This window comes from Cecembia calidifontis, assembly GCF_004216715.1.
Lineage (GTDB): Bacteria > Bacteroidota > Bacteroidia > Cytophagales > Cyclobacteriaceae > Cecembia_A > Cecembia_A calidifontis.
Map to the genome: position 1 here is coordinate 4,225,886 of NZ_SGXG01000001.1, position 24,771 is coordinate 4,250,656.

Consider the following 24,771-nt stretch of genomic DNA (forward strand, 5'->3'; position numbering starts at 1 on the left):
TCTATATAAAACACTGATTTCCTGATGAAAAGTGAGTGTTTTTTGTGCTTTATGACCCATACCAAAAACTGAGCCAAAACTGAAAAAGCATGAAAATACTTATACCCTAAAGCCCTGGTTTTGATGATTTTACTAAAAAGGGAAACTTTGTTTTTTGTTTAACTTTTCAACTTTTTTCAGCATAAAATTTTAAACAAACATTTTATTAACACACACTTAACAATAATATTTGGCAGACACCCCAACAATTCTCTTATATTTAACCGCATTTTATTTCAATAAACCTTAATCAAAGCGTATGAAACACTTCTTACCCAAAATCTTGTTAGGTTTTATGTTTTTGGGTTTTTTCTTTGAAGCCCGGGCACAGGAAAATCTAACACCAGGTAATAGCGTTTCCCAAAATTTCGATTTAATCGGTACAAGTGCTACTGCTGCACTTCCTGCTAACTGGAAAGTAAGCAAAGGCATACCGGCCAGAATAGTAAATTTTGCGGAAGCGGTATCCAATACAGAAAGAATCGGAGGCAATAGTCTTGCCACCAATGCCGCAAATGGCATTTACAATTTTGGAGCAGGGGCTCCTAATTCAGCAGAAGACCGTGCCATCGGATTCCTTTCTTCCGGAACAGCGACACAGAGCGGTAACCTGTTTTTTGAAGGGATAAATGCTGGCGATCAAGTCATCAATTCTTTTGAAATCAGCTACAACGTTGAAAAATATAGAAATGGATCAAATGCTTCCGGGTTTAGTATCCGTCTATTTTATTCCAAAGACGGCGAAAATTGGACTGAAGCAACTGATTTCATAAAAAGCTTTAACAGCGATTCGGACAATACAGGTTTTGCCAATGCTCCGGGTGTATCTGAGACGGTTTCAGGAACCTTACAATTGTCCTTAGTGCCTGGAGAAACTGTTTATTTAGCATGGAATTACTCCGTCACCACCGGGAATACTACCTCCAATGCACAAGCATTGGCAATTGACGATATAATCATAATTCCGGTCGCTGGTGGAGGAAGTACTGATCCTGATCCCGATCCTGAGGCGGTAGCAGCCGCCAACTTGCCATATTCTCAAAACTTTTCAGGATTTAACTTTGCCTTAAACACTCCCATCAGTTCATTTGGCAACCAAAATGAATGGTCATTTTCCGGGGCACAGCTAAATTATACGGGAGACTTCACCAATGATAATTTGACTCCTGGAGGATTTCGGGGCAATAACAATGTCTTGGCCTACCAACATACCGGCACTTCCGGTGTATTGGTCAAAACCTTAACCCTCATCAATAATACAGGAAAAACCATCAACAGTCTTGATATTTCCTATTTAGGAAGAGTCGGAAGGGCCACACAAGGCAGAAGTCCCGCTTATACAGTGCTTGTCAATGGAACAGAAATTCCAGCCCTTGCCTACTCTACCCTCAACAGTGTTGACCAGAGGGTTTCAGCAACTGTAAGCGGCCTGAATATTGCACCTAACCAAATTTTCACCATTAGCTGGTCGTCCGAAAGAGGAGGACCTGCAGGGTCCAGCAAAGTGATCGGTATTGCCGAACTTTCTATAAGAGTCACTCCGGAACCTGAACAAATCATAAACTACAATTTTGCTGGGCAACCAGGAAATCAGGCATTCACTGCTCCAAATTTTGTATCTGATGGATTGGCCGGACTGAACTTTACCAGAGGGTCGGGAATTAATCCTGCCTCGGCAAACAATTCGATAAGTTCCAATGGTTGGAATGAAGGTGAAAACAGGTTTTTTTCATTTGGCTTTACTGTGGCACCCGGCAAATTAGTGGACCTTAGTCAGCTTCAGATAGGAACAAATGCTTCCGGAACGGGACCGAGAGATATGGCCTTGTTATACAGTGGAGATAATTTCAATACGCCTTTAGCAACATGGACACAACCTGCTGCCCAATTCCTGAATCAGACTATCGACTTATCCGGTTTACGAAATCTCAGTGGCACTGTAGAATTCAGGATTGTCACTACCAGTGGAATTTCAGCCAATAACGGGGCGATTGGATCTGGTGGTACTTTCAGGGTAACCAATTATTTTGAAGGTGGGGACACAGGAGGCACAAGACTTATCGGTATTGTTAAAGATGGAGAGGGCGTAATTATCCCTGGCATCTCTATTTCCCCACAAACCTTGGACTTTGGGAACCTGTCCTTGAATGCAGCCAACCCTGTCCTTTCGTATGAATTAACCGCCACTAACCTAATTGGAAACTTAACGATAACTGCCCCTACAAGATTGAGCGTTTCCAAGGACGGAAACAATTTCTCTGAATCCATCACATTCACTGCGGGGGAATTGGCATCTGTGCTTCCTGTATTTGTAAAGTTCGACAATTCTGTAGCAGGAGGTTTCAGTGCCCAGATCATTCACAGTACTTCCGGCACACTTCCTGTTTCCTTACAGGTCAATGCAAATGTATTTGATCCATTCAATATTGTGGAAGATTTCAACAGTATCTGTTTGGCTAATCTTGGCCCAATAGCAGGCGGTTGGAATCAAATAAGTGTTCAGGGTGATCAAACATGGTCCTGCTCCAACTTTGGTAGAGCAGGGACTACAGCTACTGCCTCTGCACCTTTCGGAGTCCAGATCAATGGTTTTGCAGCAGGTGCTGCAAGGCTGAATGAGGATTGGCTGATCTCTCCTACTTATGACCTGACCGGTTTTGATTTTCCTCTACTTCAATTCTGGAGCAGGGTTGCTTTCACTGGGCCAAGATTAAAACTATTGGTGTCCACGGATTATGTAGATGGTGATCCCCATTTGGCTACCTGGACTGAATTGGCTGATAGATTTGCGCAAGGGGATGTATGGACAAGTTCCGGCGACATCAACTTAGCAGCATTCAAGGCTCCTCATGTTAGAATAGCCTTTGTATATACCTCTTCGCCGGAAGCCAGTGCGGCAAGATGGACCCTGGATGATTTCTCTCTAAGAAATTCACAAACGGCTCCGGCACCATTCCTGACCAATAATATCGGAAATGTGGATTACTGGCATTTTGGAGTCATTCCTGTAGGTACATCTTCTTCAGAAGAAAGAACTTTCACTTTCTCCTTAAGCGATGGATTGACGGACCTTATTATCAGTGCCAGAGACGGGTTCGAATTCTCTAAAGACGGAATAAGCTACTCTCCTACCCTTACTTTCTCTCCTACTGAGGCGGCAAATACCAATACCGTAAGGGTAAGGTTCCAGCCCAATTCTGAAGGGGCTTTCAGTAGCCCAATCAAATTTAAAAGCGGAGATATTGAAGTTATCAGAGGTTATTTGACAGGTGCAACTGTGGAAAGATCGAATTCTTTGGATGTGGTGACCTGGAACATAGAATGGTTTGGTTCTTCACTCCCTAACCAAGGTCCGGCCAATATTGATCTTCAGCTGCAAAATGTTAAGAAAGTGATCGAAGATTTGAATGCAGATATTTATGCATTCCAGGAGATAACCAATTTGGATAAGTTCTATGAACTGGTAGCAGCACTGCCCGCCTACAGAGGTTTCCACTCTCCGGCAGTTTCGGGAGGCGGCACCTTCGAAGAAGCGCAAAAGCTAACCTTCCTTTACAAAACTGCAACCATAGATTCGGTAAGCACCAGGGTATTACTCCAAGGTGTTCAGCCAGAACAATTGGTCGGCTACCCATCTTCTCCTGACAGATTCTGGGCCAGTGGAAGATTGCCTTTCCTTTTCGAAGCAAAAGCTACCATCAATGGGGCCGAGAAGAAAATAAATTTCGTCAATGTTCATACCCGTTCAAACGGTGGCGGTGAAAGTGCTGGAAATCCAAGATATGCCATGAGGAGGTATGACGTGAATGTATTGAAAGATTCTCTGGACCGCTATTATGCAAATGTACCACTTGTTATTCTTGGTGACTTTAATGATGACTTAGATGAAACCGTAGCGGATCAGTTTGCTCCAACAGTGAACACTTCCGAAACATCCTTCATCAATTTCATCAATGATAGGGAAAATTACATTCCTGTTACCTTAAACCTGAGTTTGGCAGGTCTTAGAACCTTCCCAACTTTTGAAAATGTGATTGACCATATCATCATCTCCAATGAATTGGAAGAAAACTGGATGGTGAATTCCGAAAGAATAGTGGCACCATTCGATTTGATTCCAAATTACAGCAACACCACATCGGACCATATTCCTGTAAAAATGAGGTTCAGCTTATTCTGTGATATCATTCCAGCACAGATATTCGGAACTACAGAAGTCTGCGGAGCAAATAGTACAGCGGAACTGATGCTTGTTGGTGGTATGTACGAAAACATACTTGGATGGGAAATTTCTCTTGACAGAGGTCAGACCTGGGCACTGGTGGAAGAATCAGCAGGGAAAGATGTACTTCGCATCACTGATCTTACTTCCTCTGCCTTATTCAGGGCTATTCTGGATTCAGAATCTTGTGCGCCTGTAACCACTGAAGCTTTTGAGGTTGAAGTAACACAACTACCTCAGCCAGTTATTCTGTTTGACAGAGGTATGCTAATAAGCATTGAAGGAAACTATACTTACTATTGGTATAAAGACCAAGAGTTGATCGCAACCACAACCAATAACTCCATCAGGATTAATGGCGCGGGCAATTATCAGGTAGTCATTGAAGATGAAAGAGGTTGCCAGGCTTCTTCTGTTCTCTTCAGATTCCCTCAGCAGATTCAGGCAAGCAGTATACGCATATACCCAAATCCTGCCAGTTCGAAGGTTTCTGTCCTGATGAGAAATATTCAGGGACCGGCTACAGTAGAGTTACGTACTGGTGCAGGATTACAGGTAGCGAGACAGACCTCATCTACAGGTTATGCCGAGTTTGATGTAAGTGGAATGATGAAAGGTGTATACCTGATTATCATCACAGACCGCTTCGGTCAGACGGCGGTAGAGCGTTTGTTAGTTGATTAATATTCCATAAATATCCTTAAAAGAGGCCGCTTCATTTCGGAGCGGCTTCTTTTTTTTGATCAATTTTTATTTTCTTTGCAAGGCATCCAACCCAGAAATCATGTCACCCTTTGAAGATATAAGGCCCTATTACGATACAGAAGTCAATCAAGCGATCCGCCAAATCATAGATCATCCTATGCTCAAGGCCATGATGAACTTCACATTTCCGGATTGGCAGGATAGTTATTGGAAAGATTTGATGATGCACTGTCATTCGATCAGAGACTTCCAGATTAATTTCATCTACCCTGGAGTTAAGAAAGTATTGGAAAAAAGTTCTGAGGGGTTAACCACCTCAGGTTTTGAAAAACTTGAAGCTAACACCTCATACCTTTTCATTTCCAACCATAGGGATATCATTTTGGATACATCCTTACTCAATGCAAGCCTCTACGAAAAAGGTTTGTTTATGACCACATCGGCTATAGGGGATAATTTGGTCAAAAAACCTTTTTTAAACCATCTTTCAAGACTTACTAGAAATTTCATTATCAAAAGGGGGCTTCCAGCCAGAGAATTATTGGAAAGTTCAAAGGTGGTTTCAGCTTACATCCGCCACTCCTTATTAAGAGAAAACCGCTCTGTTTGGATTGCCCAAAGAGAAGGAAGAACAAAAGATGGGAACGACCTTACCCAGAAAGGTGTATTGAAAATGATTTCTATGGCTGCTGATGAGGGAGAGCATTTTCTGGATTATTTCAAACGGCTCAATGTAGTCCCGGTCAGTATTTCCTATGAGTATGACCCTACTGATATTCTCAAAATGCCTGAATTACTGGCAAAAGCCAATCAGGAAACTTATATCAAAGCAGAGAATGAAGATTTTAAGACCCTTCTCAGTGGAATAATCGGACAAAAGAAAAGAATTCATATCCATGTCGGGGACTTACTCAATGAAGAAATTGAGCACATAAAAAACACTGTTTCAGGGAATGTCAAACAAATGCAGGCTCTGGCAGACCTGATAGATTATCAGATCATCACTGGTTACAAACTATGGCCGACCAAATATATTGCTTGTGACCTGCTAACCGGTACCGATCAATTTGCTTCCGAATATACTCCTGAAGAAAAAGCTTTCTTCGAGGCAAGGTTCAGAAGAGGCGTTGACCAAAATAACCCTGTAGCAGTCAAAAGCTTCTTGTCCATGTATGCCAATCCGGTTTTAAACCAAAAAAGGTTGCTGGAAGAAGTCAAAAACTAATAAAACCAAGACCTAAAAAATCATGAAAAACTACCTTCTCTTAGTCTTCTTTTTGATTGGTTTAAGTTTTCATGGTTTTAGCCAGTCTAATATTCCGGTTGGTCATATTCAAACCCCTAAGGGGGAAATATTCATCCAATTATTTGATGAAACCCCCATGCATAAACAAAGCTTTATTGAATTAGCTGAAGCTGGTTATTGGGATTCATTGACATTCAACAGGGTAATACCCAATTTTGTGGCCCAAGGAGGCTGCCCTGATACTGAAGAAGGGTTCAATGATCCTGAATATCTTTTAGAACCGGAATTTCACCCCTCCCTTACCCATGTGTATGGTGCTATAGGGGCCGGGAGAGATGACAATCCTGAAAAACTTTCGGCAAGATGCCAGTTTTATATCGTACAAAATAAAGATGGGCTTCACAGACTGGACGGCAATTACACTGTTTTTGGACAGGTAATCAAAGGTATGGAGGTCGTTGACACCATAGTTTCTGTGGAAAGAAATACATCAGATGCTCCTTTGGATCCAATTACACTTAAGGTTTCAATTGTTTACCTCGACCAGGAAGCTTATAACAAACTACTCCAATCTAAAAACTAAAATTTCGACCATGAAAAAAATCAGAATTTTGGTCATTGGCTGTGGAAATATGGGTGCCTCCCATGCTGCAGCCTACCATCATATGCAGGAATTCGAAATCTGTGGACTGGTATCTAGAGGAGACAGCAAAAAAAGATTGAATGAAAAACTTGAGGCAGATTATCCACTCTTTGAAGATTATAAAAAAGCCCTTGAGGACACCAGACCGGATGCAGTTTGTATTTCAACATATCCAGATACCCATGAAGAAATCGCCTTGCAATCCCTGGATTATGGATGTCATATTTTTATTGAAAAACCATTGGCCGATACTGTAGAGGGTTCAGAAAAAATCATCTCAGCTTCTAAAAAAGCCAATAAAAAAGTTGTCGTAGGCTACATCCTAAGGCATCATCCTTCTTGGGAAAGGTTCATAGAAGAAGCTCAAAAATTAGGAAAACCTCTGGTGATGCGAATGAACCTCAATCAGCAAAGCCATGGCTTCATGTGGGATGTGCACAGGAATCTGATGAAAACCCTCAGTCCTATCGTGGACTGTGGCGTTCATTATATTGATGTTATGTGCCAGATGACCCGATCAAGACCTATGACTGTATCTGCCATAGGGGCAAGATTGACAGAGGATATTTCCAAAGACAACTACAACTACGGACAACTGCAGATACGCTTTGAAGATGGATCTGTGGGATGGTATGAAGCAGGATGGGGACCGATGATTTCTGACAATGCCTTTTTTATCAAAGATGTATTTGGTCCAAAAGGAGCGGTATCCATAGTAGCCAAAACCGCCGGAGCAGCAGGTAAATCAGATGATGTGGACTCACACACCAAAACGGAAAGTCTAAAAGTTCACTTTTCAGATTTGGACGATAAAAATCACTTTGTTAAGCAAGACCTTTGGATAGACATGAAGGATGAACCCGATCATCAGGAACTTTGCAATAGAGAACAAAGGTATTTCTTAAAAGCGATTCAAGAGGATTTGGATCTGTCAGATCATTTGGAAGATGCACTGAACAGCCTAAAAATTGCCTTTGCCTGTGACGAATCCGTTAAAACAGGGAAAATGGTGACACTTTGATTCTCGTATAGACAATAAACCAAAAACCCATCCTTTTCAATTCTGGATGGGTTTTTTGATTAATTGGCATCTATAAATTCGGGGGCAATGACATTTCCTGGAGGACGTATATCAAATGGCTCTGAAGAGGATCTGGGACGGGGAACATTTGAAAACAAAACCAGATCTCTTTGGATCACAAGCTCCGCATCCATTATCTCTACAGTAACTATTGGCAAGGAAGAGCTGCTTCCATTTGTTCTCTCTCTTACATCCACAACCTTAAAGGCAACTATGCCAAGATTATCTCCTTTCAAATTTCCTTCGATTGGGGAATAATTGATACTGATATCACTGTCATAAACTACGGATAAAACGGTTTGTCCCACCAACATTCTCAAACCGGTTGCCCGAAGTGGAATAACGTTGGGGATTTCGTCCAAGAGTACCTCTCTATCATCATCAACATTGGGAGATCCCAAACCAGGACCTGGAGCCAGGTAATTTCTAAGACCATTATTGGTTGGACCTGCATTGATCCATCTGTTTGGTATAGAAGTAAGTGCAAACCAACCCTCATCCCCCACTTGTCCAGTGTATAGATCAATTCTTTGTCCAACATTTTGTTTAAAGTACCTCAATTGATCTCTAAGGCCTATCCGGGCAATTTGATCATTGATGTCTACATCTGAAAAATTATTGGGTTCATTTCCATTATCTATACTGTCCTCATCAATTAACAAAAAAACAGCATCTCCGGTGGAACTTGAATCCTGATTGCTTTCATCAACAGCATCCGACAAACAGCTTCCCAAAAGGAGAAAAATCATTAAACTATACAAGCCATACCTCTTTTTAAACATAACCATACATAATTTGGTAAAACACAGGGACTACACAATTGACAATTTAAATGCCAAAAATTAAAAAGCCCCTACTATTTAAATTCCGTAAAAACTTAAAAAACATAAGAATGAAAGGTTTTCGCTGAGTTAAATTCAGTTTGAAAATGTCGGGAAACTCTTACTTTTCTATTTTCGGGATCATTTTTTGAAAAAAATTTAAAATTTTGTGCACATTTTTTTTTGCATTTCATCACTAAAAAAAAATTGAACATGGAACATTATTTGGTTTTTTGAGTTTTATGCAAAAAATAATTTTTTGGATATTGATTTTTTTTATGATTTTTACAGCAGCTACGAACTGCAATTAACATCAACGGTTTTACATTAGATCCTTAAAAAAATGAAAATATTTCTAAAGAAACATGCTTGGGGCCTTTGGCTCTGGCTGATTATTTTTCTGGTTTCCAGCAATGGGTTATATTCTTTTAATATAGACCGAAATGACTTTTATATTTTTTCCAATGGAGCTGGACTGAGCAACCTTCAAATCAGTGAAGGTAGGTTGGAGCCAAGGTTTAACCCTGATGTCACTACTTACAGGGTTAACCTTAGCTTCTATACTTTTTCCGTAACACTTACTCCAACCTCCATCGAAAGAAATGCGAGGATTTTTATCCAAGGCCAGGAAATAAGGAATGGAGCAAGTACCAAAAAGATTTTTTTGTATCCGGGGCAAAATGAAGTAGCTGTGGATGTCAGAAATCCTGATGGAACGCAGAGAACTTATCAAATCTTTTTTACAAGAAATGCCCCTGCAGGAAACGTTACTGTCAATATGAGATGGGACCTTCCTGAATGCGATCGAAATAGTGATTTTTTTGATGAGGACGCATGTGCCGCTGCAACGAGAGATGATGATGGAGATGGGGTTCCAAATTTTCTAGATTTTTGTCCTGGAACCCCTCCCGGCACACCTGTAGATGAATTTGGATGTCCTATAGAACCTGTTGTAGATAGTGATGGAGATGAGGTTCCTGACGACTTGGATCAATGCCCTGATACTCCGGCAGGTGAACCGGTGGATGAAAACGGCTGCTCACCTTCTCAGAAAGATACTGATGGCGATGGGGTCACTGATGACAAAGACCAATGCCCTAATACCCCTGCAGGTGAAACAGTAGATGCCAATGGCTGCTCTCCTTCTCAAAAAGATTCTGATGGCGATGGGGTGACTGATGACAAAGACCAATGTCCCAATACTCCCGCAGGTGAAACTGTTGATGCCAATGGCTGTTCTCCTTCACAGAAAGATACTGATGGCGATGGGGTCACTGATGACAAAGACCAATGTCCCAATACTCCTGAAGGTGAAACAGTAGATGCCAATGGCTGTTCTCCTTCTCAAAAAGATTCTGATGGCGATGGGGTCACTGATGACAAAGACCAATGTCCCAATACTCCCGCAGGTGAAACTGTTGATGCCAATGGCTGTTCTCCTTCACAGAAAGATACTGATGGCGATGGGGTCACTGATGTCAAAGACCAATGTCCCAATACTCCTGAAGGTGAAACAGTAGATGCCAATGGCTGTTCACCTTCACAAAAAGACTCCGATGGGGATGGGGTGACTGATGACAAAGACCAATGTCCCAATACTCCCGCAGGAACAACGGTTGATGAAAATGGTTGTCCTTTACCCGATTCAGACGGTGATGGCGTCCCTGATATAATAGACCAGTGCCCAGACACTCCAGCAGGTGAAGCAGTGGATGCCAATGGCTGTGCTCCCTCTCAGAAAGACACTGACGAGGATGGCGTTACAGACGACAAAGACCTTTGCCCAAATACTCCTTCAGGAGCAGAAGTTGACGAAAATGGCTGTTCAAAAGACCAAATTGATACAGATGGAGATGGGATACCGGATTATCTGGACCAGTGTCCCGACACTCCTGAAGGCCAAGAAGTAGACGAAAACGGTTGTGCCCCTTCCCAAAAAGACTCTGACAATGACGGCGTTACTGATGATAAAGACCAGTGTCCCGACACTCCTGAAGACCAAGAAGTAGACGAAAACGGTTGTGCCCCTTCTCAAAAAGACTCTGACAATGACGGTGTGACCGATGACGTGGACCAGTGCCCCGATACCCCTGCGGGTACAGAAGTTGATGAAAATGGCTGCGCCCCTTCCCAAAAAGACTCTGACAATGACGGCGTTACTGATGACAAAGACCAGTGTCCCGACACTCCTGTAGGCCAAGAAGTAGACGAAAACGGTTGTGCCCCTTCCCAGAAAGACTCTGACAATGACGGCGTTACTGATGACAAAGACCAGTGTCCTGATACACCTGAAGGAGAAGAAGTAGATGAAAATGGCTGCTCCAAAGATCAGATTGATACCGATCAGGATGGTATTCCAGATTACCTCGATCAATGTCCAGATTCTCCGGCAGGAGCTGAAGTAGATGAAAATGGCTGTTCTAAAGACCAAATTGACACAGATGAGGATGGTATTCCTGATTATTTAGACCAGTGTCCTGGCACTCCAGAAGGCGAGCAAGTGGACGAAAATGGCTGCGCTCCTTCACAAAAAGATACTGACAATGATGGTGTAACCGATGATATGGATCTATGCCCTGACACTCCTGAAGGAGCAGAAGTAGATGAAAATGGATGTGCACTTTCACAAAAAGATACTGACAATGATGGTGTAACCGATGATATGGATCTATGCCCTGACACCCCTGAAGGAGCAGAAGTAGATGAAAATGGATGTGCACTTTCACAAAAAGATACAGATAAGGACGGTGTAACTGATGATAAGGACCTTTGCCCAAATACTCCAGAAGGTGAAGAGGTGGACGAATACGGTTGCTCTGTCAACGAATTAGAACCTACTATAGTGGTAGATTTCGAGGACTTTGCCATGATTGAAGTTCCCTGGGGTACCCTATTTGATCAAATTGGCTTACCTACTGAAGTTCAGGTGACCACAGAAGATGGACTAACATTTACTTTCCCTATCATATGGAGTCCAATTGGCTATGATCCTTATCAAAGCGGTCCATATATCCTGGAAGGAGTAATTCAGTTACCAAACAGTTGGGAACCTCAATTTGACAGGATACCTAGTATCACTGTACTGGTTTTGCCAAAGGACCCTCCATTGGATCTGATTTTGAGCAATGATTTCTTCAATCAGACCAATATGAATACCCCGATTTTGGTAGGAGAATTTACTGTAATCGATCCGATTGATGATATCCACACCATAGAATTGGCTCCAGGAGTGGCAGATAATGATCTTTTCTCCATCATTGATGGTCAGCTCTATTGGAACAATACTGATTTGGCTCCTGGAAAAAACATATTCACCATCATTGTGACAGTTACCGATAGAGATGGAAATGTGATCACCAAGGAATTTACCATCACCAGAAACCTGACTGAACTTTTACAGGAAATGGAAATTCCCAACACCTTCACTCCAGATGGTGATGGCATCAATGATGATTGGGGAATTCCATTATTGGAAATGTTCAATAGTGTTAGAATGCACATCTATGAAAGAGGTGGTCTGAGGGTATTTTTCACCAACAAGCCTACTGATAGATGGGACGGTACCTACATGGGTAAACCACTACCAATTGACACCTATTACTATGTGATTGAGGTAGATGACAACAAAGAATCCAGAAAAGGAATTTTGAACCTTTTAAGAAGAAACTAAGATGAAACGCCAATACTCTAATCAATTTTTTTGGGCTTTGAGATCCATTATTGGACTAAAAGCATCCCGATCTGCTTTTGGCTTCAGCATCCTATTGATTTTTTTACTGATTTTTTCTCCATTGTCTGAAACAAAGGCTCAGACAAGAAAATACTTTGGCCACTTTAATTCTCTTCAGAGCTATTTTAATCCCGCTCTGACAGGATATGAGGGGTCTGTGGTGAGAGGCTTGGTACGAAACCAATGGACAGGTTTTGAAGGTGCACCACAGACCTATTTCCTGAATGTGGAAATTGACCCTATGGAGATCAGTGCTGGCCAAGATGCCGCCCTTTTGGGCAATACCGCAGCGGGACTCCAATTGGTACATGATACTTTTGGCCCGATCAGACAGACTGAAATGCTCTTGAGTTATGGCGCAAGGGTAAGAATATCAAGATCTACTAACCTTCGCTTGGGTGTAGCCGTCAATTATACCAATGCAAGATTGGACGGAAATAACCTGACTACCGAACAGGCAAATGATCCTACGGTTAATGTTTTTCTCAATCAGTTTGCTGACATGAGGGTATTGGATTTCAATGCAGGATTGGCGATTACCCATCAAAACTATTACTTCGCTTATGGCCTTCAAAACATAGCCAGGGGAAGATTACATCAAGGAGAAGCATTTATCAAAGAAAGGCCATTTGTCAACGTGTTGCAAACAGGTTTTAGACAAACCATGTCTTCCAATTTCAGTGTATTAACGAACATCATGTACAGGATACAGGATGATCTACCCTATAATTTAGAGTTTAATGTAAAATTAATGGCAATGGACAAGTTCTGGTTGGGCGTTGGTCATCGGGTCAATTATGCCAATAGCTACCATTTTGGATTCTTGATGAACAACATCAGGTTTGGATATGCCTACGAAATTCCGGTAAGCAAATCCTATCTAATCCCGAATCCCACCCATGAATTTATGGTCTCTTTCTTTTTATTCAGAAAAGGAGGGGTAAACAGTGAAGCCGGTACTTTAATCTGGTAGGACTTTTAAGGTATTTTTTGGAGCAGGCAATCTTCTATGTAGCTAACATTTTTTTTATTGCAGTTCAATTGTTGATGTAGTGAAGATTCCTGCTCCTTTTATTTCTTTCCCCTTTGATGTTTGATAAGATACTGACTGGGAGAAACTCCTATCAGGCTTTTAAACTGCCTGTTGAAATTGGAAAGGTTATTAAATCCTGATTCATAACCCACCTCAGAAATATTCAGCCCTTCTTCGAGGAGTAGTTTGCAGGCATACCCTATCCGGATTTCATTTAAAAACTTCGAATAATTTTTCTTGGTATGCTTCTTAAAAAACCTACAAAATGCTGTCGGGTTCAAATTGGCCACATCGGCCACTTCCTCCAGGGAGATGTTTTTTCTGAAATTATTGTAGGTAAAGGAATACACTTTATCTATCCTTAAATCCCCGTTTTTTTCGCTGGGATGTACAAACCCTTTGGTGCTTAATTGCTGAAAGTTTTTGCAGCCGGCAAGAATATTCAATAGCTCAAAGAACAACATCAATCTTGAAAAGCCTTCAGATTCATGAACCTCCATCATTTTTTGTCTGGCAGTTGAAGAGGTCTCCTGGTCAAAAACCAATCCCTGTTTAGCCCTTTCGAGCATTTGCTGTACAGCGATCATCTCGGGAATTTCCAACAGACTTCCTCCTGCAAAATCCTTTCGAAAATGAATGGTAATGGCTTCTGCCTTTAGCCTGCTGTCTTTTTCAAAATATTCGGGATCATTCTGCCACATGTGGGGCAAGCCCTCCCCTATCAGTACTAATTCACCCTCCTGAAAAGGCTTGATACTGTCACCTATAAATCTGGCCCCCTTAGATTGAATGATATATACCAATTCAAATTCTGGGTGGTAATGCCACACATTCAAGAAATGAGGATAAGAATGAATATCTGAATTGAAGGATTTATCAAATGGGTTCCTTCTCTCAAGTAATTTAGCCTTCATACCCAAATTTTGCCTTTTTTTTGCAAACACTAAGCAATGATGCAAAAATAATACGTAAAATATAACAAATCTTGGTAGAAAGGGCTGCATATTTTGGTCAATTTGCAACATACCTGTCAACATCAAGAATAGGCACTTCAAATCGGATAAGTAAGCAAATCCCTCTTCATCATGCTGGTTGAATACAAAAATTTGGAAGATTATGATTTCAATGCGGGTAAAATTTGGAAAGAAATTCAGTAGATTGGTTACAGATTGGCTTAATTCTCAAAAAATCAAAAAATATAGCCCATGAAGCAAAAAAAAACGATAGTCATCACAGGTGGAGCAAGCGGAATAGGCCTGGCCATTACCCGATTGTTTGCCGATAAAGGCCATCAGGTAATATTTCTTGACTTTAACTCAAACAGTGGAAATCAGGTAGCAGAAGAATTTAAGGCTAAGGGAGGAGATGTTACCTTTATTCAAACTGACGTTTCGGATTTAAACAGTGTCAAAACAGCCTTTGATCAGATACCGGAAACAATAGATGTTCTGGTCAATAATGCCGGAATTTCCCATGTGGGTAATTTGGAAGATACTTCAGAAGAAGATCTTGATAGACTGTTTCAGGTTAATGTAAAAGGAGTTTACACCTGTTCTATTGAAGCTATTCCCAAGCTTCGGACAAATGGAGGAGGGTCCATCATCAACATGTGTTCTGTAGCCGCTTCCATGGGATTGCCGGATAGATTCGCTTATTCCATGACCAAGGGTGCTGTTCTTTCTATGACCCTTTCCATAGCGAGGGATTATGTTGCCGAACAAATCCGCTGCAATTGCATTTCACCTGGCAGGGTGCATACCCCTTTTGTGGATGGTTTTTTAGCCAAAAATTATCCGGGACAGGAAAAAGAAATGTTTGCCAAACTGGCTGCAACACAACCCATCGGACGTATGGGCAAACCTGAAGAAATTGCCGCAATGGTGTATTACCTGGCTTCTGATGAAGCTTCCTTTATTACAGGCAGTAACTTCCCTATTGATGGGGGATTTCTGGGATTAAAAGCTTAAAGCACCGAAAAACAATATTCAATCACTATAAAATATCAATATGAAATTAATCAGATTCGGAAGACCTGGTCATGAAAAGCCAGGCATAGAAATAAATGAAAAAAGGTTCGACTGTTCTTCCTTTGGTGAAGACTGGACAGAACAGTTTTTGGGCAGCAATGGTATCGATAGGCTCAAAACTTGGCTTGAAAACAATAAAGAAAAGCTGGAGGAAATTGATCCATCCCAAAGATTAGGTTCACCTATAGGAAGACCTTCTAAAGTTATTTGTGTGGGTCTGAATTATTCACTTCATGCCAAAGAAAGTGGAATGCCCCTACCTGAGGTACCGATCTTATTTATGAAAGCAACCTCATCTCTGTGCGGCCCAAATGATCCGATTATTATTCCAAAAAACTCCACCAAAACTGACTGGGAGGTTGAATTGGCGGTAGTGATTGGAAAGAAGGCCAGTTATGTAGAAAAAGAAAATGCCATGGACTATGTAGCCGGGTATTGTCTTCATAATGACGTCAGCGAAAGAGACTTCCAGTTGCACCACGGTGGCCAATGGGTAAAAGGCAAAAGTGCTGACCACTTTGCTCCATTAGGCCCATACCTAGTCACCAAAGATGAAATTGCGAATCCTCATAAGCTAAGACTCTGGCTAAATGTCAATGGAGAAAAAATGCAGGACAGCAATACTTCAGATCTTGTTTTTGACATTCCCACCTTGATTTCCTATATCAGCCAATACATGACCCTTTTGCCTGGTGATGTGATCTCCACCGGCACCCCTTCAGGTGTAGGCTTAGGCTTAAAACCACCAAGATACCTCAATGATGGAGATGTAGTAGAACTGGGAATAGATGGACTTGGAACAGCCAAACAGGTGGCCATGGATTATGAACATTTCAGGTCAAAGTTTGAATAAAAAAATCTGTAACATCTGTAATGAGAATAGACGCCCATCAACATTTTTGGAACTTTGATCCTGTAAGAGACAGCTGGATTGATGACAGCATGAAAGTCATCCAGAGGGATTTTTCCCCAGAAGACCTTCTGCCTGAGTTAAGAAGCAAGAGAATCGATGGCTGCATCGCCGTACAGGCAGACCAATCTCCACAGGAAACCCAGTATTTATTGGGGCTGTCCCATCAGCACCCATATATCAAAAAAGTGGTAGGTTGGGTGGATTTAAGTGCCCCGGATATCGAAAGTCAACTCGAGAGGTATCAAGCAGAAAAAAATCTGGCGGGATTTAGAAAAATCTTGCAGGCACTGCCCCCATCTGCGATGGAAGAAGAAGCATTCCTACAAGGCATCAGCCTGCTATCAAAATACCATTTCACCTACGACATCCTGATCTTCCCCAAACATCTTCCTGCGGCATTGGAATTTGTGAAAAAATTTCCTAACCAGGCTTTTATCATAGATCACTTGGCCAAACCAGCTATCAAAAGCGGGGAATTTGAGCATTGGTCAAAAGGGATAAAAGAACTTTCCGAAATCCCCAACCTATATTGTAAAGTATCGGGAATGGTCACCGAAGCCGACTGGAAAAAATGGAAGAAAGAGGATTTCATCCCCTATCTGGACCATATTACCGACTGCTTCGGAACAGAAAGACTTGTCTATGGAAGCGACTGGCCGGTTTGTTTGGTGGCAGCAAGCTATGCTCAGGTATTTGATCTGGCCTGGGAATATTTTCAGCCCTTCTCTGAGGATGAAAAAGCAGCCATTTTCGGAGACAATGCCTGCGAATTTTATGGAATCAATGCTTAATAAGAACACTTATAAAATGAACTTACAACTGAACAAAAAAGTATTTTTGATCTCTGGGGGAGCTAAAGGCATAGGGGCCGCCATAAGCAAGACCATTGCTGAAGAAGGCGGCATACCTGTTTTCATTGACCCCTCTCTGGGAGAAGGGGAATTACTGTTGACAGAAATAGAAAGGATGAACCAAAAAGCACTACAAATCCCCACCAGACTACTTCATCCCGAGAATGCCAGGGAGGCTGTTGAAAAGGCAATTGAAGTGTTTGGCAGAATAGATGGGGTAGTCAATAATGCCGGTGCCAATGATGGGGTAGGATTGGAAAGCGGAAATCCCGAAATCTTCAGAAAATCGGTAGAAAAAAACCTAGGGCATTATTACGACCTGGTCCATTTTGCCCTACCCCACTTAAAGAAAACTAAAGGAAGCATCGTGAACATCAGCAGCAAAACCGCTGTGACTGGTCAAGGCAATACCAGTGGCTATACCGCTGCAAAAGGTGCACAATTGTCTTTGACAAGGGAATGGGCTGTGGAACTATTGCCCTATGGCATCCGCGTAAATGCGGTCATTCCTGCAGAAGTCATGACCCCCTTATACAAGAGATGGATAGACACTTTTGAAAACCCTCAGGAACAATTTGATCTCATCCAGTCAAGAATCCCTTTGGAAAAAAGAATGACCACTGCACAGGAAATTGCTGACATGGTGGTTTTCCTGCTTTCTGATAGGTCTTCCCATACCACAGGACAATGGATCTATGTGGATGGAGGCTATACCCATCTGGATAGGGCCATCGGAAGGGATCAGTAGAATCAATACAATCATATTCTTACCGCGCAGGCTTTCCTTACCCCAAACCCAAGATTACCCAACCATCGACATGAAAAAAACACCCTTAATCCCAGGCAACTTAATCCTCCCATTTGTTCTGATCACTTCCCTTTTTGCCCTTTGGGGATTTGCCAATGACATCACCAATCCAATGGTGGCCGCATTTAACCCAGATTGCAGCTTTTAGGGGTTAAAAAAGAAAATTTCGGGAAATTTTCTTTTTTTTAGCTCCGATTACCCGTACCCCCCTACGTGATTTTTTTTTCTACGGGCTGTATAAGGCCATTTTTCGGTTTGTAGTACACAAGGGGTATTGCATCTTGGGGTTCAATACCAGTACTTTACACCATGTATTTCAAGTTCTCTTTACGTAAACATCCCGACACGGGAAGACTGAGTGGGTATTACCGGCTGGTGGAAAGTTACCGTAATGCGGACAACAGAGTGTGTCATCGCACTATCCTGAATATAGGTTTCATGGAGGATGCCGCACCCGAGCAGCTCAACAAAATACAGAAACACCTTACCGAGAAGTATGAGCACAAGGCTTCTCTTTTTGACCTGGAGGAAGATCCAATCGTCAGACGCTATGTTGAAGACTTCTGGAATCGGATCGTATCTTCCAAGAAGCTGGATATCAAGTCGGAACAGCAGCTGTCACGGATGGTGGATATGGATACCATCCAGCACAGTAATGCCAGAGAAATAGGAGCTGAGAATATTGCTTTCCAGACATGGGAGAAGCTGCAGCTTACACCTTTATTACTTTCGGCGGGATTCAGCGCCGAAGATGCAAGTCTTGCAGCCACACAGGTTGTATCCCGTGCGGTATACCCCGCTTCCGAACTCAAAACTGTCCGTTGGATAAAGGAAAACTCGGCAGTCTGTGAGCTTACGGGCTATGATATGGATAAAATAACCAAGGACAAGCTGTACAAAAGTGCGCTTGAGCTATACAAAGTCAAAGATTCACTCGAAAAGCACCTTTCCAAACGTACCAATGAACTCTTTGATCTACAGGATAAGATCATCCTTTATGACCTGACCAACACCTACTTTGAGGGAGAAAAACCGAACAGTAAGCTGGCACAATACGGGAGGAGTAAGGAAAAAAGAAAAGATGCGAAACTTGTTGTGCTGGCACTGGTAGTGAATGTGGAAGGGTTTATCAAGTACTCCTCTATCCTGGAAGGAAACATAGCAGACTGCAACACACTTGCCGCAATGATTGAAAAGCTTTCCGTCCACACCTGTACAGGACCTGCGGTAGTGGTACTCGATGCAGGCATAGCCACCGAAGAAAACCTGCATCTTATCCAGAGCAAAGGATACAGCTACCTCTGTGTAAGCAGGACAAAACTCAAGGATTATAGCTATGTGCCCGACAGGCTTACAACTCTGCTGGAAACAAAATCAAAGCAGAACATCAGACTCAGAGCAGTGTCCACAGAAAAAAACACAGACTATTATTTAGAAGTCAAAAGCCCTTCCAAAGAGAAGAAAGAGGAAGGCATGAAGCTACAGTTCGAAGAAAGGTTTGAACAGGAACTGCAAAAAATACACCATGCTCTCAACAGCAAGGGAGGGGTCAAAAAAACCGATAAAGTCCACCAGCGCATCGGGAGGGCCAAAGAAAAGTATCCATCAGTCCAGTATTATTATGAGATCACTGTTGAAAGTGACCCTAAAACAGAACAGGCGACAGCAATGTCATGGAAGAAAAACCCGGAACGGGAGCAGGCAAAAGCTGATAATCTGGGTATCTATTTTTTACGGACAAACCTGAACGTGCAGGAGGAGTACATCATCTGGAATATCTATAACACTATCAGGGAAATAGAAAATGCTTTCCGCACCCTCAAAACCGACTTGGACCTTAGACCGATTTACCATAAAAATGATGATGCCACCATGGCGCATCTACATCTGGGAATCCTTGCATATTGGATAGTCAATACAGTGAGGTACCAGCTCAAACAGAATGGAATAAAAAGCTGCTGGGGTGAAATAGTAAGAATAGGCAACACACAAAAGGTCATCACTACATCAGGGAAAAACACCTATGACAAAATCATTACCACACGCAAGTGTACAGTTCCAAACAAAAACCTAAAAGAAATTTACGATATTCTTCAGGCCAAATACCAACCGTTTACAAAAAGAAAATCCGTAGTACACAAACTTGAACTCAAAAAAACAGAAATACCCAAATTACAGCTACTTACAGGCGGATAGCTGCAATCTGGGTTAAAAGAGTCCTTGAACTCAACAATGTTCAGGCTTCCTTGGTACAGATGGCTTTTTATGGAGGGTATTTTACAATGGCTTTACCTGCAGCTTTATTTATCAAAAAATACAGCTATAAAACAGGTGTTTTGATAGGTTTGGGTCTGTATGCATTTGGCGCGATGCTGTTTTATCCGGCTGCCGCTTGGGAAAGCTACTTCTTCTTCCTGATAGCCTTGTACATCCTCACTTTTGGTCTGGCATTTTTGGAAACGACTGCCAATCCTTATGTGCTGTCGATGGGACCCGTGGAAACTGCCACCAGAAGATTAAATTTAGCCCAGGCATTCAATCCGATGGGTGCCCTTGCAGGACTTTTTGTAGCCAAAGAATTTATTTTAAATGCATTACAATCCAACAATACAGACGAAAGTGGTAACCTGATTTTCAATACCTTGGACGAAAGCGCAAAAGCCATCATCCGCACCAATGACCTGATGGTAATCAGAGATCCTTATGTCATGCTGGGTCTTGTAGTCATTGTTTTGGCTGTAGTAATTGCTGTCGCTAAGATGCCTGAAAATAAGTCCGGGAATAACAAATTAGACTTTTGGCCTTCCATGAAAAGACTTTCCACAAACCCGGGATTTGTGGAAGGGGTGATAGCCCAGATGTTTTATGTAGGAGCACAGATCATGGTCTGGACCTATATTTACCAATATGCGGAAGTTCTCGGAATCGACAATGCTTCTGCTGTGAATTATGCTTACACTGCCCTAGGCTTGTTCCTTGTTGGAAGATGGATATGTACTTTCTTACTGAGATATCTGAAACCAGCCCGTCTTTTGTTATACTTCTCTTTCTTGGCTGCTGCATTTACCCTAGGGGCAATTTTTATTCAGGGTGTTTTAGGACTATACAGTTTAGTGGGTATTTCATTTGCCATGTCTTTGATGTTTCCCACCATTTACGGCATCGCCTTGGATGATTTGGGTGAAGATGCCAAATACGGAGCCGCTTTTTTGGTGATGGCCATCGTAGGAGGTGCCATTATGCCTACTTTACAGGGAGTAATTTTGGATATTGGTGGATCGGGTTACAATGACATGCTTATCCTCGGTGTTCCTGAGGTGAATTTTTCCTTTATTCTGCCACTTTGCTGCTTTATTGTAGTGGGCTGGTTTGCTTGGAGAAGACTTGGCCTTAAAGATTGAAGTGTTTGACAAATTCCAACACATTTGGGTACATCAATTCCTTTAATTGAATGACTTCCTCTGTAGAATAAAATTTTATCTCCAAACATTCCGTACTTGGGACAAAATCCAGATGATGGACTCTTGTCTCGTAGACAGCATTCACAATGTGTTGGTTCTTAGGATTGATCACAGGAAAAAAATATAGTGGATGCGCTGAAATATAGGTTACTTCAAGCCCCATCTCTTCCATAAGCTCACGGGCTATTCCCTGATGGGGGCTCTCCCCGAAATCCAAACCGCCTCCAGGTAGTTCCCAAAGGCCATTTTCTTCTTTTACAAGGAGAAATCGATTTTGCTCATCTAAGATCAGGGCCTTGACCGAAACACGGTAAAAACATGCCGGAATGGTTAAATCATTCATTTTAGTATAGAAATTACATAATTAGGCTTCTTCAATTGCTATTTCCCGCATCAATCTTCCCAAAATATCAGATCCTGATATGATCTTTTTATATTTGTCCGTCCAAAGAAGAGCCAGGTCTTCATCTATAACATCATCCTCCGGTCCCTGTGGCTGGACCCTCCATCTTTCCAAAATTTTTCCAATAGGATACTCTGCTTCGTAGATTACCAAAGGAATATGACAAAATTCCAAAGGATTACTGGCTTTATTTCTAAGGAGAAAATTATTGACAAAAGAATTAAAATTCAAAACCTTACGTGGGTGCCCGTTAGCCTCATCCAGAATGACAACCCACTTTTTACCCGATTTGGCCAATTCTTGGAGAAATGGATCTTTGGAACTCCTTTTTATTTCAGGGAAAATCGGTTTTGAACCAATATAGGGCAGGGTGATGATACTCAACTGATCAATATTCTCCCCCTCTCTATAGGCCGGCAGATCGTCTAACCTCAGGAAATTGACCTCCCCTCTTGCTTCCAACCTTCCCAGCTCAGTTTTGGCGTTTTTTGCCTGATATTTCAATAAAGAAATCAGTTCATTCTCCTGTAACCAAGGGATAGGCTCTAATCCCAAAAAATGATCTAAAAGCACACCTGAAGGTTTGGCCAATGGCCAAAGAACAACTTTATAAAATTTCAAAACAGGAGAGAGTTTTGCCCCGATTTTCAAAGCATGCCGTGTAAAATAGGCCTGAGGGAATATTTCTCCTGCAAATGTGATAACAAAAGTAGAAAAGAAAAAAGAACCAAGACCCAGCAAAACAGAATCAGCCAAAAGGGTCAACAACACATTTACTCCCACATTGCCCCATAATATAGTTGCCAAAGTATAATTGGTATCTCTTCTCAAGGAAAGGACTCTTTCTGCCAATAAATCTCCCCCGTCGGCAGCAACTTCCAGACGTAACCTGCTCAGGCTGAACAAGGCGATATTGAGCCCAGAAAAAGTGGCAGATTGGGTAATACAAACAAAAATGGCAATCCAGATCCAAATTGACTCCATAAGGATGCTTTTAAGGAAAGTTAAAAAATATGAAATTGAAAAGCTATCAACTGGAAAGGAATCTAAGGAAAAAGGGGCTGTCCGAAAAGGGCAGCTTTTTTTATGCCGCTATTTTTTGATTTTGAAAATCCAATGCCATTACCAGTGATCTTTGATTAGAATTTTCCTTTGGAACGTAAAATACCGGCCGACTATTGTAGGGTTTATAACCCAAAGATGATTTTTTAGATAGTTTTAGTCCAGAGTGCATACTTTTAGCCACCATTTTTCTCAGATTATGGCCAATTGCCATCAATAAGAACTCTAATTCCACTTTTTCTAAACCAGTGAGTGTAAATCTGTTGAATATATTATTGCTTTTCAGCTGGCCAAACGCAGCTTCCGCCTCTATTGGTCTTTTGCTCCTGTGTTCAAGCCCCTTTTTATTCATTAGTTTTTCCTTGGCCTGCTGTTTTAAGAAGTTTAACCTATGGTTCACTTCGATTCTTCTGTTACCTGTCGCTTTGTGGCATTGTGCTCTTAAGGGGCATCCTTCACAGTTTTTTGCCTGATAATAAGTTACTTGAGATACATACCCATTGCTTGAAGTGCGCTTTCCTTGTCCAACATTCTCCATCCGCTGTCCCATGGGGCATACGTAAAAATCTTGCGCTGCATTGTAGAAAAGATTTTGGGGAAGAAAAGGATTGTTCTTTGTCTTCTTCTTTTGCTCCATGTGGAAGTAATTGTATTTCACATAGGCATCAACTCCCTTTTTTTCAAGCATTTCATAATTCTCCTCACTGCCGTATCCTGCATCAGCTACTATCTCTTTACTTTGTTTACTATACGATTTTTCAAAACTGTCCAAGTGGGATTTTAAAGTGGTGGTATCCCCTGCTGTTTGGTGGATAGTAGCATGGGTAATGAATTGATTTTCAGTTGATATCTGAGGATTGTAAGCGGGTTTTAGTTGTCCGTTTTTCATGTGGTCCTCTTTCATTCTCATGAATGTGGCATCATGATCTGTCTTACTGTACGAATTTCTATCCCCCAAAATCTCCAGGTCTTTTTCATACTTCTCCAGCTTGGGAAGATGTTCTTCCTGAAGTTTTTGAAGCTCCTTAGCAACCTTCTTTGAAGGCTCTTTTAGCTTTTTATTTATGGCTGAAAGCCGCTCCCTTAATTCTTCAGAATCAATTTTTTTAGGCAATTCTTCTTGATTAACTTCTTGATTATCTGATAGGATGCTTTCTTCGATATCTGATAAAACACTCTTGATCTTACCTTCTAACCTTTCTTTGTGCTTTTCAACTGTCTTACGCCAGACAAAAGTGTACTTATTGGATTTTGCTTCAATCTTGGTTCCGTCAATGTATTGTACATCAAGGCTTACATATCCCATCTCAACAAGCATTTTTACCACTTCGGCAAACAATGTCTTGATGGAGTCTTTTAAGATTTTACCGCGGAAATCGTTGATGGTTCTGAAATCGGGGGTTGAGTTTCCTGAGATAAACATGAAGTGGATGTTCTCATTAAGTGCTTTGGCTATTTTCCTACATGAATACACATTGGATAAATAGCTGTAGAACAGCACTTTAATCATCATTCGTGGATGATAGGCTGATGTACCGCCTCCCTTGTACCTCTTTATAATATCACTGATATCCAATGAGTTAACCACAGTATCAACCAATCGAGCAGGGTGGTTATCAGGGATTTTATCAAAAATATTTGCCGGAAATAATTCTGGACAATTGCCAGTCTGATTTTTAAAAACTACCTTAGACATTGTTGTATTTTGTTCAACTCTAAAATAATA

Annotated in this window: 18 protein-coding genes; 13 read left to right on the forward strand and 5 right to left on the reverse strand. The window is 41.6% G+C overall.

From position 1 onward, the window contains the following. Positions 1-298: 298 nt before the first annotated feature. The 4 genes from BC751_RS18250 (at position 299) to BC751_RS18265 (ending at position 7,876) form a co-directional block, all read left to right on the forward strand. On the forward strand, positions 299-4,945 hold the full coding sequence (locus BC751_RS18250) for a T9SS-dependent choice-of-anchor J family protein (RefSeq protein ID WP_242617529.1): 4,647 nt from the start codon (positions 299-301) through the stop codon (positions 4,943-4,945). A gap of 100 nt (positions 4,946-5,045) precedes the next feature. After that, the gene (locus BC751_RS18255; protein WP_130276881.1) at positions 5,046-6,191 is read left to right on the forward strand and encodes a 1-acyl-sn-glycerol-3-phosphate acyltransferase; all 1,146 of its coding nucleotides are present in this window, start codon (positions 5,046-5,048) and stop codon (positions 6,189-6,191) included. Between the two features lie 22 nt (positions 6,192-6,213). Continuing rightward, positions 6,214-6,795: a peptidylprolyl isomerase gene (locus BC751_RS18260; protein ID WP_130276882.1), complete on the forward strand. Its 582-nt coding sequence runs from the start codon at positions 6,214-6,216 to the stop codon at positions 6,793-6,795. A 10-nt stretch (positions 6,796-6,805) separates the two neighbouring features. Next, the gene (locus BC751_RS18265) at positions 6,806-7,876 is read left to right on the forward strand and encodes a Gfo/Idh/MocA family protein (protein WP_130276883.1); all 1,071 of its coding nucleotides are present in this window, start codon (positions 6,806-6,808) and stop codon (positions 7,874-7,876) included. 59 nt (positions 7,877-7,935) lie between these two features. Here the strand turns inward: BC751_RS18265 and BC751_RS18270 are convergent, their stop codons facing one another. Next, positions 7,936-8,718 carry a hypothetical protein gene (locus tag BC751_RS18270; RefSeq protein ID WP_130276884.1) on the reverse strand — a complete coding sequence of 261 codons (783 nt, stop codon included), beginning with the start codon at positions 8,716-8,718 and terminating at the stop codon, positions 7,936-7,938. 382 nt (positions 8,719-9,100) lie between these two features. On the opposite strand from BC751_RS18270, the gene BC751_RS22605 reads away from it, so the two are divergent. Continuing rightward, positions 9,101-12,427, forward strand: coding sequence for a thrombospondin type 3 repeat-containing protein (locus BC751_RS22605; RefSeq protein ID WP_130276885.1), 3,327 nt, complete (start codon positions 9,101-9,103; stop codon positions 12,425-12,427). 1 nt (position 12,428) lies between these two features. After that, on the forward strand, positions 12,429-13,460 hold the full coding sequence (locus BC751_RS18280) for a PorP/SprF family type IX secretion system membrane protein (protein WP_130276886.1): 1,032 nt from the start codon (positions 12,429-12,431) through the stop codon (positions 13,458-13,460). Positions 13,461-13,558: 98 nt separating this feature from the next. On the opposite strand, the gene BC751_RS18285 is transcribed toward BC751_RS18280, so the two are convergent. Beyond that, positions 13,559-14,434 carry an AraC family transcriptional regulator gene (locus BC751_RS18285; protein WP_130276887.1) on the reverse strand — a complete coding sequence of 292 codons (876 nt, stop codon included), beginning with the start codon at positions 14,432-14,434 and terminating at the stop codon, positions 13,559-13,561. Between the two features lie 291 nt (positions 14,435-14,725). On the opposite strand from BC751_RS18285, the gene BC751_RS18290 reads away from it, so the two are divergent. The 7 genes from BC751_RS18290 to fucP all read left to right on the forward strand — a co-directional run bounded on the left by BC751_RS18290 (position 14,726) and on the right by fucP (position 21,520). Next, entirely contained in the window at positions 14,726-15,487 is a 762-nt protein-coding gene (locus BC751_RS18290; RefSeq protein ID WP_130276888.1) for an SDR family NAD(P)-dependent oxidoreductase, read from the forward strand. Between the two features lie 40 nt (positions 15,488-15,527). Beyond that, a complete protein-coding gene (locus tag BC751_RS18295) occupies positions 15,528-16,400 on the forward strand; it encodes a fumarylacetoacetate hydrolase family protein (RefSeq protein ID WP_130276889.1) in 873 nt (290 codons plus the stop codon). A gap of 20 nt (positions 16,401-16,420) precedes the next feature. Beyond that, positions 16,421-17,251 carry an amidohydrolase family protein gene (locus BC751_RS18300; RefSeq protein WP_130276890.1) on the forward strand — a complete coding sequence of 277 codons (831 nt, stop codon included), beginning with the start codon at positions 16,421-16,423 and terminating at the stop codon, positions 17,249-17,251. 16 nt (positions 17,252-17,267) lie between these two features. After that, positions 17,268-18,059, forward strand: coding sequence for an L-fucose dehydrogenase (locus BC751_RS18305; RefSeq protein ID WP_130276891.1), 792 nt, complete (start codon positions 17,268-17,270; stop codon positions 18,057-18,059). Positions 18,060-18,129: 70 nt separating this feature from the next. Further along, a complete protein-coding gene (locus BC751_RS21970; RefSeq protein ID WP_165389767.1) occupies positions 18,130-18,267 on the forward strand; it encodes a hypothetical protein in 138 nt (45 codons plus the stop codon). 161 nt (positions 18,268-18,428) lie between these two features. Then, positions 18,429-20,315 (forward strand): IS1634 family transposase, encoded by a 1,887-nt coding sequence (locus tag BC751_RS18310; protein ID WP_242617464.1) that lies wholly within the window; start codon positions 18,429-18,431, stop codon positions 20,313-20,315. Between the two features lie 5 nt (positions 20,316-20,320). Next, positions 20,321-21,520, forward strand: a complete 1,200-nt coding sequence (gene fucP / locus BC751_RS18315) for an L-fucose:H+ symporter permease (RefSeq protein ID WP_278043610.1) — start codon at positions 20,321-20,323, stop codon at positions 21,518-21,520. Here the strand turns inward: fucP and BC751_RS18320 are convergent. The 3 genes from BC751_RS18320 to BC751_RS18330 form a co-directional block, all read right to left on the reverse strand. Then, positions 21,510-21,923, reverse strand: coding sequence for an NUDIX hydrolase (locus tag BC751_RS18320; RefSeq protein WP_130276893.1), 414 nt, complete (start codon positions 21,921-21,923; stop codon positions 21,510-21,512). The two genes, fucP and BC751_RS18320, sit on opposite strands and share 11 nt — an antisense overlap. 21 nt (positions 21,924-21,944) lie before the next feature. Further along, on the reverse strand, positions 21,945-22,967 hold the full coding sequence (locus BC751_RS18325; protein WP_130276894.1) for a DUF21 domain-containing protein: 1,023 nt from the start codon (positions 22,965-22,967) through the stop codon (positions 21,945-21,947). Between the two features lie 100 nt (positions 22,968-23,067). Then, positions 23,068-24,741, reverse strand: coding sequence for an IS1182 family transposase (locus BC751_RS18330; protein ID WP_130276895.1), 1,674 nt, complete (start codon positions 24,739-24,741; stop codon positions 23,068-23,070). Between the last annotated feature and the right edge of the window lie 30 nt (positions 24,742-24,771).

Excerpts from the sequence above, each read along its gene's own strand:
- BC751_RS18280 (WP_130276886.1), top strand. The coding sequence starts at position 12,429 with ATGAAACGCCAATACTCTAATCAATTTTTTTGGGCTTTGAGATCCATT.
- BC751_RS18265 (WP_130276883.1), top strand. The coding sequence starts at position 6,806 with ATGAAAAAAATCAGAATTTTGGTCATTGGCTGTGGAAATATGGGTGCC.
- BC751_RS18285 (WP_130276887.1), bottom strand. The coding sequence starts at position 14,434 with ATGAAGGCTAAATTACTTGAGAGAAGGAACCCATTTGATAAATCCTTC.
- BC751_RS18305 (WP_130276891.1), top strand. The coding sequence starts at position 17,268 with ATGAACTTACAACTGAACAAAAAAGTATTTTTGATCTCTGGGGGAGCT.
- BC751_RS18290 (WP_130276888.1), top strand. The coding sequence starts at position 14,726 with ATGAAGCAAAAAAAAACGATAGTCATCACAGGTGGAGCAAGCGGAATA.
- BC751_RS18260 (WP_130276882.1), top strand. The coding sequence starts at position 6,214 with ATGAAAAACTACCTTCTCTTAGTCTTCTTTTTGATTGGTTTAAGTTTT.
- BC751_RS18330 (WP_130276895.1), bottom strand. The coding sequence starts at position 24,741 with ATGTCTAAGGTAGTTTTTAAAAATCAGACTGGCAATTGTCCAGAATTA.
- BC751_RS18250 (WP_242617529.1), top strand. The coding sequence starts at position 299 with ATGAAACACTTCTTACCCAAAATCTTGTTAGGTTTTATGTTTTTGGGT.
- BC751_RS18320 (WP_130276893.1), bottom strand. The coding sequence starts at position 21,923 with ATGAATGATTTAACCATTCCGGCATGTTTTTACCGTGTTTCGGTCAAG.
- BC751_RS18300 (WP_130276890.1), top strand. The coding sequence starts at position 16,421 with ATGAGAATAGACGCCCATCAACATTTTTGGAACTTTGATCCTGTAAGA.
- BC751_RS21970 (WP_165389767.1), top strand. The coding sequence starts at position 18,130 with ATGAAAAAAACACCCTTAATCCCAGGCAACTTAATCCTCCCATTTGTT.
- BC751_RS18295 (WP_130276889.1), top strand. The coding sequence starts at position 15,528 with ATGAAATTAATCAGATTCGGAAGACCTGGTCATGAAAAGCCAGGCATA.
- BC751_RS18270 (WP_130276884.1), bottom strand. The coding sequence starts at position 8,718 with ATGTTTAAAAAGAGGTATGGCTTGTATAGTTTAATGATTTTTCTCCTT.
- BC751_RS18325 (WP_130276894.1), bottom strand. The coding sequence starts at position 22,967 with ATGGAGTCAATTTGGATCTGGATTGCCATTTTTGTTTGTATTACCCAA.
- BC751_RS22605 (WP_130276885.1), top strand. The coding sequence starts at position 9,101 with ATGAAAATATTTCTAAAGAAACATGCTTGGGGCCTTTGGCTCTGGCTG.
- BC751_RS18255 (WP_130276881.1), top strand. The coding sequence starts at position 5,046 with ATGTCACCCTTTGAAGATATAAGGCCCTATTACGATACAGAAGTCAAT.
- BC751_RS18310 (WP_242617464.1), top strand. The coding sequence starts at position 18,429 with ATGTATTTCAAGTTCTCTTTACGTAAACATCCCGACACGGGAAGACTG.